The 7939-nt window shown below is 63.3% G+C and carries 7 protein-coding genes; all 7 read left to right on the top strand.

The annotated features are described in order from the left end of the window. A partial coding sequence (locus K1X71_20680) for a penicillin acylase family protein (GenBank protein MBX7075565.1) occupies positions 1 to 927 on the top strand: 927 nt, incomplete at its 5' end. A gap of 226 nt (positions 928 to 1153) precedes the next feature. After that, complete coding sequence (locus K1X71_20675) at positions 1154 to 1492, top strand: helix-turn-helix domain-containing protein (protein ID MBX7075564.1); 339 nt, start codon at positions 1154 to 1156, stop codon at positions 1490 to 1492. Between the two features lie 476 nt (positions 1493 to 1968). Beyond that, a complete protein-coding gene (locus K1X71_20670) occupies positions 1969 to 3420 on the top strand; it encodes a Gfo/Idh/MocA family oxidoreductase (protein MBX7075563.1) in 1452 nt (483 codons plus the stop codon). Between the two features lie 88 nt (positions 3421 to 3508). Next, positions 3509 to 4204, top strand: a complete 696-nt coding sequence (locus K1X71_20665) for an RluA family pseudouridine synthase (GenBank protein ID MBX7075562.1) — start codon at positions 3509 to 3511, stop codon at positions 4202 to 4204. Positions 4205 to 4276: 72 nt separating this feature from the next. Next, complete coding sequence (locus tag K1X71_20660) at positions 4277 to 4636, top strand: hypothetical protein (GenBank protein MBX7075561.1); 360 nt, start codon at positions 4277 to 4279, stop codon at positions 4634 to 4636. Positions 4637 to 4787: 151 nt separating this feature from the next. Continuing rightward, a complete protein-coding gene (locus tag K1X71_20655) occupies positions 4788 to 5546 on the top strand; it encodes a hypothetical protein (protein MBX7075560.1) in 759 nt (252 codons plus the stop codon). Between the two features lie 92 nt (positions 5547 to 5638). Continuing rightward, positions 5639 to 7765 carry a glycogen debranching protein GlgX gene (gene glgX / locus K1X71_20650; GenBank protein ID MBX7075559.1) on the top strand — a complete coding sequence of 709 codons (2127 nt, stop codon included), beginning with the start codon at positions 5639 to 5641 and terminating at the stop codon, positions 7763 to 7765. Positions 7766 to 7939: the final 174 nt, after the last annotated feature.

The raw sequence follows: 7939 nt of genomic DNA, 5'->3' as shown, positions 1-7939 counted from the left end.
CGGCCCGGGCACGAAAGCTGGGCCCGCTGGCAAGGCTTTCACTCGCTCGAAGAATTGCCGCAGGTGCTCAATCCGCCATGCGGGTACGTGCTGAACACAAACAGCGGGCCGCAGAATGTATGTCCCGATGTGGCGCCGCGACCCCAAGATTTTCCCGACTATATGATGAGCCAAAAGGACAACAGCCGCTCGCGCCGCCTGTCGGCGCTATTGGCGTCCGACGAGAAGATTACGGTGGATGAGATGCGCGCCTACGCGACCGATACTCAGATCGAAGCCGCCGACATGTGGCTGGAAAAGCTGGTCGGCCGCATTCAGGATCATCTGACCACAAATGCGACAACGATGCCGGCCGAGGACGCGTCCTTGTTCAAGGAAGTTGTCGCCGTACTGACAGCATGGGACCGGCGGGCCGACCTCGAATCGCGCGGTGGCGCCTTGTTTGTCGTCATTTGCGCGAGGCCAGAATTCCCCGCCGCGCTGGACGAAGCGGATTTTGACAAAACAGCGGAAACGATCCTCAAACAGGCGCGCCTCGCCAAGCAGCGCTGGGGAGCTCTCAATATTCCATGGCAAGATTTTTGTCGAATTCGTCACGGCGATGTCGAATTGGGGATGGTCGGCTTCGGTCATGGCGGAGATCAGTTCAACAACCCGTTTATCACCTTACGGCCAAGCACCGGGCTGATACTCAATCAGCGCCTCAACTGTATCGGTGGATCGAGTTACGGCATGATCGTCGATTTTTCTGAAGGAATCCGCGCGGTAAGCTGCCTGCCGTTTGGAGTGAGCGAAAATCCGCAATCCAAACACTACGCCGATCAGATGCCACTTTTTGCCAAGGCTAGCTTCAAGCCGGCGTGGTTCAATCCTGACGAAGTCCGTGACCATGCGGAAAGTCAGCGGATCTTGACCACTGTCGAATAGCATCAAGTGCGCGTTCGTGGGCGACTCGAATTAGGTCGCTCAGCAATAAGATTGCGAACTCGCCGCACATGTCTGGCGTTACAACTCCGTGCGCCACCGGCGGAAGTGTGACGTTCGCCAAGTACTTGCGTGCGTTCCCTTCGCACGGCCCACTTGACAATAGTGTACAAATGTATCTATAGTCAAGTCTCAGGTCGGCCAGCAGAAATCGCAATGGGGGCCAGGGATGCTAACGCCGCAGCAGGTCATCGAGATTCAAGCGCTGCTCCATGCCGGCGAGTTGCCGATGCGCGAGATCGCGCGGCGCTCGGGTGTGAGCCGCGGCACAGTGCAGGCTATTGCCGACGGACGACGGCAGGCCGCGCCGCAGTGGCCTCGCAACGACTATATGCGGCCCGACGACGACGTGCCGCCGCGGCGCTGCGCGGGCTGCGGCGGAATGGTGCATCCGCCATGCCGCCTCTGTCGGGTGCGTCGGTTGAAGGCCTCCGGCCGGGGGCCGCAGGCAGAGCCCCGGTCCAACCAACGAAACGAGCGCCCGCATTTCAGAGGCTTCTACCGCTGACGGGCGCGCTCTAACCCGTCGCGCAAAGGAATGCCGCGCGGATCACACCAGCCGGGTTGTCCACCGCGCTATGCCGGCGCGATCGATGCACATCGTTGCAACAATCTTGGCCATGCGCGAACGGCGCCTTGCCTAGCGACCCCTTTGTCGGACGGCAGCGGCCAGTTTCCTACACTATCAGCGCGCCCAGTTTTTGGGGTCCATTTCAGTGACCAGTGGCGCGCGTGGCAATCGAATCCCCATGTTCAGCAAAGGGTTTTGGTCGAAACTGTTGGTGATGAAACCTCCGCCCCGCGGCGAGCGGTATAGTTGACGTATGCGGCGCAGCGCCCATCTGATCTTGATCGCTCGCGGCTTATTGGCCGCAAAATTGGCCAGCGGCCCGCTGGTCGTGTATCCTCAAGGGCTGCCGCGCGTCGGGGCCAGAGGAGCGGCCCCCTCACTTCCGCCCTTCATTCCGTAGGAGACTCGGTCTCATGACGAAGCATTTTTCTCGGCGTCAGTTTTTGGAAGACTCGATGTGGGCCGCCACCAGCGCCTTGGCCCTTGCGGCCGTGCCGGCGGCGCGAAGTTTTGCCGACGACGCCTCGAAGAGCCCCAGCGAAAAACTGGGCGTGGCCATCGTGGGGGTCCGCGGTCGTGGTCGCGAGCATATTGAGAACTTCGCCACCCGCCCCGACACCGAGATTCTTTATATCTGTGACGCCGACGAGAAGGTGGGCAATAGCCTCTGCAAAGACGCCGAGCGCCGCCAAGGACGCGCCCCCAAGTATGTTCGCGACATGCGCGAGGCGTTTGAAGATAAGGCCGTCGACATCGTCTCCACCGCCACACCCAATCACTGGCACGCCTTGTGCTCGATCTGGGCGATGCAGGCGGGCAAGGATGTGTACGTCGAGAAGCCGGTCAGCCACAACGTGAGCGAAGGGCGCCGCATGGTTGAGGCCGCCCGCAAGTACAACAAGATTTGCCAGACTGGCACTCAGATCCGCTCCACCGAAGGGACCAAGAAGGCGATGGCCTTTTTGCACGCGGGCAAACTGGGCGACGTGAAACTGGCGCGAGGACTGTGCTACAAGCGCCGCGGCTCGATCGGTCCGCGGCAAGAGCACAAGCCGCCGGCCAGCGTCGACTACAGCCTGTGGTGCGGCCCGGCGCCGATGGACCCATTGACCCGCCGCAACCTGCACTACGATTGGCATTGGGTCTATAGCACCGGCAACGGCGATCTGGGCAACCAAGGCATCCACCAGATGGATGTCGGCCGCTGGGGACTGGGACTCGACGGCCTGGCCAAGCGGGTGGTGAGCTACGGCGGTCGCCTGGGGTACGAAGACGCTGGCGACACCGCCAACACGCAGGTGAGCATTCTCGACTACGGCGACAGAAAGCTGGTGTTCGAGGTGCGTGGCCTGAAGACCGAGCCGCTCAAGGGCGCCGATGTCGGCAACATCTTCTACGGCAGCGACGGCTATCTGGTGATGACCGGCTACTCCAGCGGCGCGGCCTTCGATCGCGACGGCAAGATGATCGAGAAGTTCGAAGGGGGCGGCGATCATTTTGGCAACTTCATTCAGTGCGTGCGCAGTCGCAAGGTGGAAGATCTGAGCGCCGACATCGAGCAGGGACACCAGTCCAGCGCGTTGTGTCACCTCTCGAACATCAGCTACCTGCTGGGCGAAAAGCTGGGACAGGAAGAAGTGAAATCGCGGCTCGGCAACGACGAGGAGAACCAGGAGACCTTTGCCCGCGTCGCCGCGCACCTCAAGGAGAATGGCGTCGATCTGGCCGACACCAAACTGCAGTTTGGCGCCGACCTGGCGTTCAACCCCGCGACCGAGACGTTTGTCGATCATCCGCAGGCCGACAAGCTGCTCACTCGCGAGTATCGCGCGCCGTTCGTGGTGCCCGCCGCCGGCAAGGTGTAGTCTCGCAGATCGTTCAGAGCTTGCTGCCATCAACAGCCCATCGCCACGCGGTGGGCTGTTTTTATAGACCACTCACCGAGCGCCGCGCGTGAATCCAGGCTTCGACATTCTGGCTGAGGACGACGCGATACTGGCGGTGGTCAAGCCGGCCGGACTGCTCACGCAGGCGCCGCCGGGCATCGATAGTCTGGAAGCGCGGATCAAGCACTACCTGCGCGCCGGCAATCCGCGCGAGGGAAGTATCTACCTTGGCGTGCCGCACCGTCTCGATCGGCCGGCATCGGGCGCCATGATCTTTGCCAAACACTCGCGCGGCGCGCGGCGCATCTCCAAACAGTTCGAGCGCCGCGACGTGCGTAAGACCTATTGGGCGCTGGTCGAAGGAATGGTGACGCCCGGCGAGGGAATGTGGCGCGACTACCTGCGCAAGATACCGGGCGAGCCCAAGGCGCAAGTAGTCGCGGCCGACGACCCAGAGGCGAAGCTGGCGGTGCTGCGCTACCGCACGCTGGGGCAAACGCCGCAGGGCGCATGGCTGGAGATTGAACTGGAAACGGGCCGCACCCATCAGATCCGCATTCAGGCGGCGTCGCGCGGTTGGCCGCTGTTGGGAGATGCCTACTACGGCGGCGCGATCCCGTTTGGCGAGCAACACGCCGACGAGCGGTTGCGGTCGATCGCGCTGCACGCGCGGAGCCTGTGTCTCAATCATCCCATGACGCGCCGACCGCTCGAACTGGTGGCGCCTGTCACGACGGCTTGGCGCGCGTTGGGGGTGGGATAGGCGCCGCGAAATAGCGGCTACGGCCCGTCCTGCCGTGACCTATGCTTGCGAAACCCCAGCAGGAGCCAAACCATGTTCACGGCCGTTGCAATCGCGCTAGTCGCTATTTCCGTTCCGCCCGGCGCGTCTCCGCTCAATCACAATCAGCCGGCGCATGGCGGCGACCCGGTGGTGCGCGTCTTCGAGCAACGGCCGATCGACGACTATCGCCGCGCGGCCTGGTGTCGGTATTGTGCCGAGCTGGACATCTACTGGGCCGAGTACCGCGCCAGCGGGTCGACGCCCGCCGCCTTTGATCTGTATCGCCAGAAGGCCAAGGCCGCCAAACGGGCCTACGTCTACCAAGACCCGTATTATGTGGCCGTGCCCGACTATCGCCCGCAACTCGATCCGCGGACGCTGCCGATCGGCGGCGGCGCCGACTGCGAATAATGTGGCCGGCGACGGGCCTGCTTGCGAGATCGTCCGGCGCGCGCCAGATTAGAGCCCACACGGTCGGCGATCGGGGCGCAATATGCCGCCTGGACGCCGACTGTGCCCGTTGTTGGCGAGAATTGTCGCAAAGCGAACCAAGGAGCCAGGAGTGAGAAACGGATCGTATTTGGCCGCGGCGCTGATTGTCTTGGCGAGCATGGCCCACGCGTCAGAGTTGCCCGCGCCGCCACCGGTGTCGAGCTTTGCCCCGGCCGCGACGCTGGTCAAGCTGATCGAACAATACGCCGGTCAGTTGCACGAAGCGACCGCGAGCGAGCAGGCGTACGCCGACGGACAGTCGAAGGTCAAAAAGGAGGCGCACACGCTGGTGGCGCTGGCCTTGTGCCTGGGGCTGTCGGACGAGGAAGCGCCGCTCAAGAAATCGGCGCCAGCCATAGTCGCTGCCGCCAAACAGTTGTCGCAGGCCACCGACTATGCGACGGCGCAAGCGGCCGAGCAGGCGCTGGCGGCCGCTGTGGCGGGCAAGGCGACCGACGGACCGGAACTCAAGTGGGAGCCCGCCGCTTCGATGGGACAGTTGATGAAGCAGGTCACGTTCATCAATGCGCGGCTCAAGCGCGGCGCGCGGCCCGGACCGCGGTTTGAAAAGCAGGCTGACGACAACGCCGCCTACGCCACCACGCTGGCGGCGATCGCCCAGGTGGTGCTGGCAGACACGCACGAAGTGAAAGACCCCTCGCAGATGGACCATTGGTACCAACTGAACGCCGACATGCGCGATAGCGCCGCCGCCGCCGCGCAAGCGCTGACCCAGCGCGACGCCGAGGCCACGCATGCCGCGCTGGTCAAAATGGAGAAAAGTTGTTCGCAGTGCCACCAGTCGTTTCGAGTTGAAGTGTTGGAGTGAATTAAGAGCTTAGTGATTTCGCCGACACGACCGATGCCAGTAGCTTGTCGAGTGAAATGCGAACGGGCTTTGTCTTTGAGCAATGAGCGCGCGTGACGATTTTCAGCAATCAGCCTGGTAGCCCGATCGCGTCGAGCGAGAGTCTCGCGCTGCCCGAGCTGCATTTCACGCATCCCTTGCCGTACGGCGCGATTTTGCACGACGGCGGCGTGCAGTTTGTGATCTTCAGTCGGCATGCCACCGGCATGCGGGTGCTGCTCTACAACCGGGTGACCGACCGCGAGCCCGCGCACGTGGTGTCGTTTCATCCAGAAACCGATCGCTGGGGAGACATCTGGAGCATCTTTGTGCCCGGCCTGGGGGCGGGCCAGCTTTATCACTTTCAGGCCGACGGGCCTTTCGATCTGGAGAAGGGGCACCGCTTTGACGGCGCGGCGCGGCTCATCGATCCGTACGCGCGGGCGCTGGCGGGCAATTTTCTGCCGGCGGGCGATGCGGTGGTGCGGCCCCCCAAGTGCGTGGTGATCGACGACAGCTTCGATTGGCAGGGAGACCGCCACCTCAAACGCAGTTTGTCGGAGACGGTGATCTACGAACTGCATGTGCGCGGGTTCACACGTTCGCAATCGAGCCGTGTCGAACATCCGGGCACGTACCTCGGCGTGATCGAGAAGATTCCGTATTTACAATCGCTCGGCGTGACGGCGGTCGAGCTGATGCCGGTGCACGAGTTTCCGATCAACAACAGTTGGGGAAAGCGCGAGCTGCACCGCAACTACTGGGGTTACGACCCGTTGTGCTTCTTTGCGCCGCATCGCGGTTACGCCGCCTCGCACGAGCCGGGCGCGCAGGTCCGCGAGTTCAAAGAGATGGTGCGCGCGCTGCATCAAGCGGGGATCGAGGTGATTCTCGACGTGGTGTTCAACCACACCGCCGAAGGGAACCATCTGGGGCCGACGCTCAGCTTCAAGGGGTTGGCCAACCGCATCTATTACATGCTGGAGAACGACCCCGCGCTGTACCGCAACTATTCTGGCTGCGGCAACACGGTGAACGGCAACCACCCGATCGTCCGCGAGATGATCTTTTTGTGTTTGCGGCATTGGGTGCTGAACTACCACATCGACGGTTTCCGCTTTGATCTGGCGAGCATCCTGTCGCGCGATCGCGGGGGCGAGCTCGTGCCGAATCCGCCGCTGGTCGAGGCGATTGGCGAAGACCCATTGCTGGCCGACACCAAGATCATCGCCGAGGCGTGGGACGCGGCGGGCGCCTATCAGGTGGGCTCGTTCGCCAGCGGCCGTTGGTCGGAGTGGAACGGACGCTATCGCGACGACACGCGCCGCTTTTGGCGTGGCGATAGCGAGATGATCGGCGCCCTGGCCACGCGCTTTTCGGGGTCGAGCGATCTCTATCAATCGAGCGGCCGGCTCCCGTATCACAGCATCAACTTCATCACCTCGCACGACGGCTTCACGCTTAACGACCTGGTGGCCTACAACCACAAGCACAATGCCGCCAACAACGAGGACAATCGCGACGGCGACAACAACAACTTCAGCGAAAACTACGGCGCCGAAGGGCCGACGCGCCGTCGCAGCGTGGAGCGGACCCGGTTGCGGCAGATCAAGAACATGCTGACCACGCTGCTCTTGAGCAATGGCGTGCCCATGCTGCTGGCGGGCGATGAGTGCCGCCGCACACAGCACGGCAACAACAACGCGTATTGCCAGGACAATGTCATCTCGTGGTTCGATTGGAGGCTGGTGGAGCGCAACGCCGAGTTGGTCCGCTTTGTGCAATCGCTGATCGCGTTCCGCAAGCAGCAGGCCAATGTGCGGCGCACCACCTTTTTGACCGGCCATCTGGCGCCATCCGGCAAGCTGCCCGACGTCGCCTGGTATGACGCGCAAGGCGCGCCGGTCGACTGGACGGCCGACACGCACAGCCTGATGTGTGTGCTGGCGGCGCAGCCCAACGGCGGCGGCAGCGAACATCCTGCCCGCCACTTGCTGCTGTTGTTTCACGCGGGAGCCGCATCGCAAGAGTTTTTTCTGCCCGCGCTGGTGGCGCGCCTGCCGTGGCAATTGTTCATCGACACGGCGGCGGCCGCGCCGAGCGACATCTTTCCTCTCCTCGATGGCCCTGGCGCCCCGGCCGACGGCCACCTGATCGTGCAGGGCCGCTCGCTCACCGCCTACACGGCGCTGGCCGATTAACGCCGCAAAGCGGCGCAGCGGTAAACCTCGACGCTGTAGTCGAAATAGTCGAAGCGCGGCACGCGCGCCGGAAACATGCGCTGCGCATGCGCGTCGAGCCAGGCGCGCAGCTCGTTCGCGGCGCCGCCGCGACTACACGGCAGCACGATCCAGAGCGACGAGTGGGCGGCCGCC

This window comes from Pirellulales bacterium (assembly GCA_019694455.1).
Taxonomy (GTDB): Bacteria; Planctomycetota; Planctomycetia; order Pirellulales; family JAEUIK01; genus JAIBBY01.
Note: the sequence above shows the minus strand (reverse complement) of the source record. Positions and strands in the feature narration are given on the sequence as shown.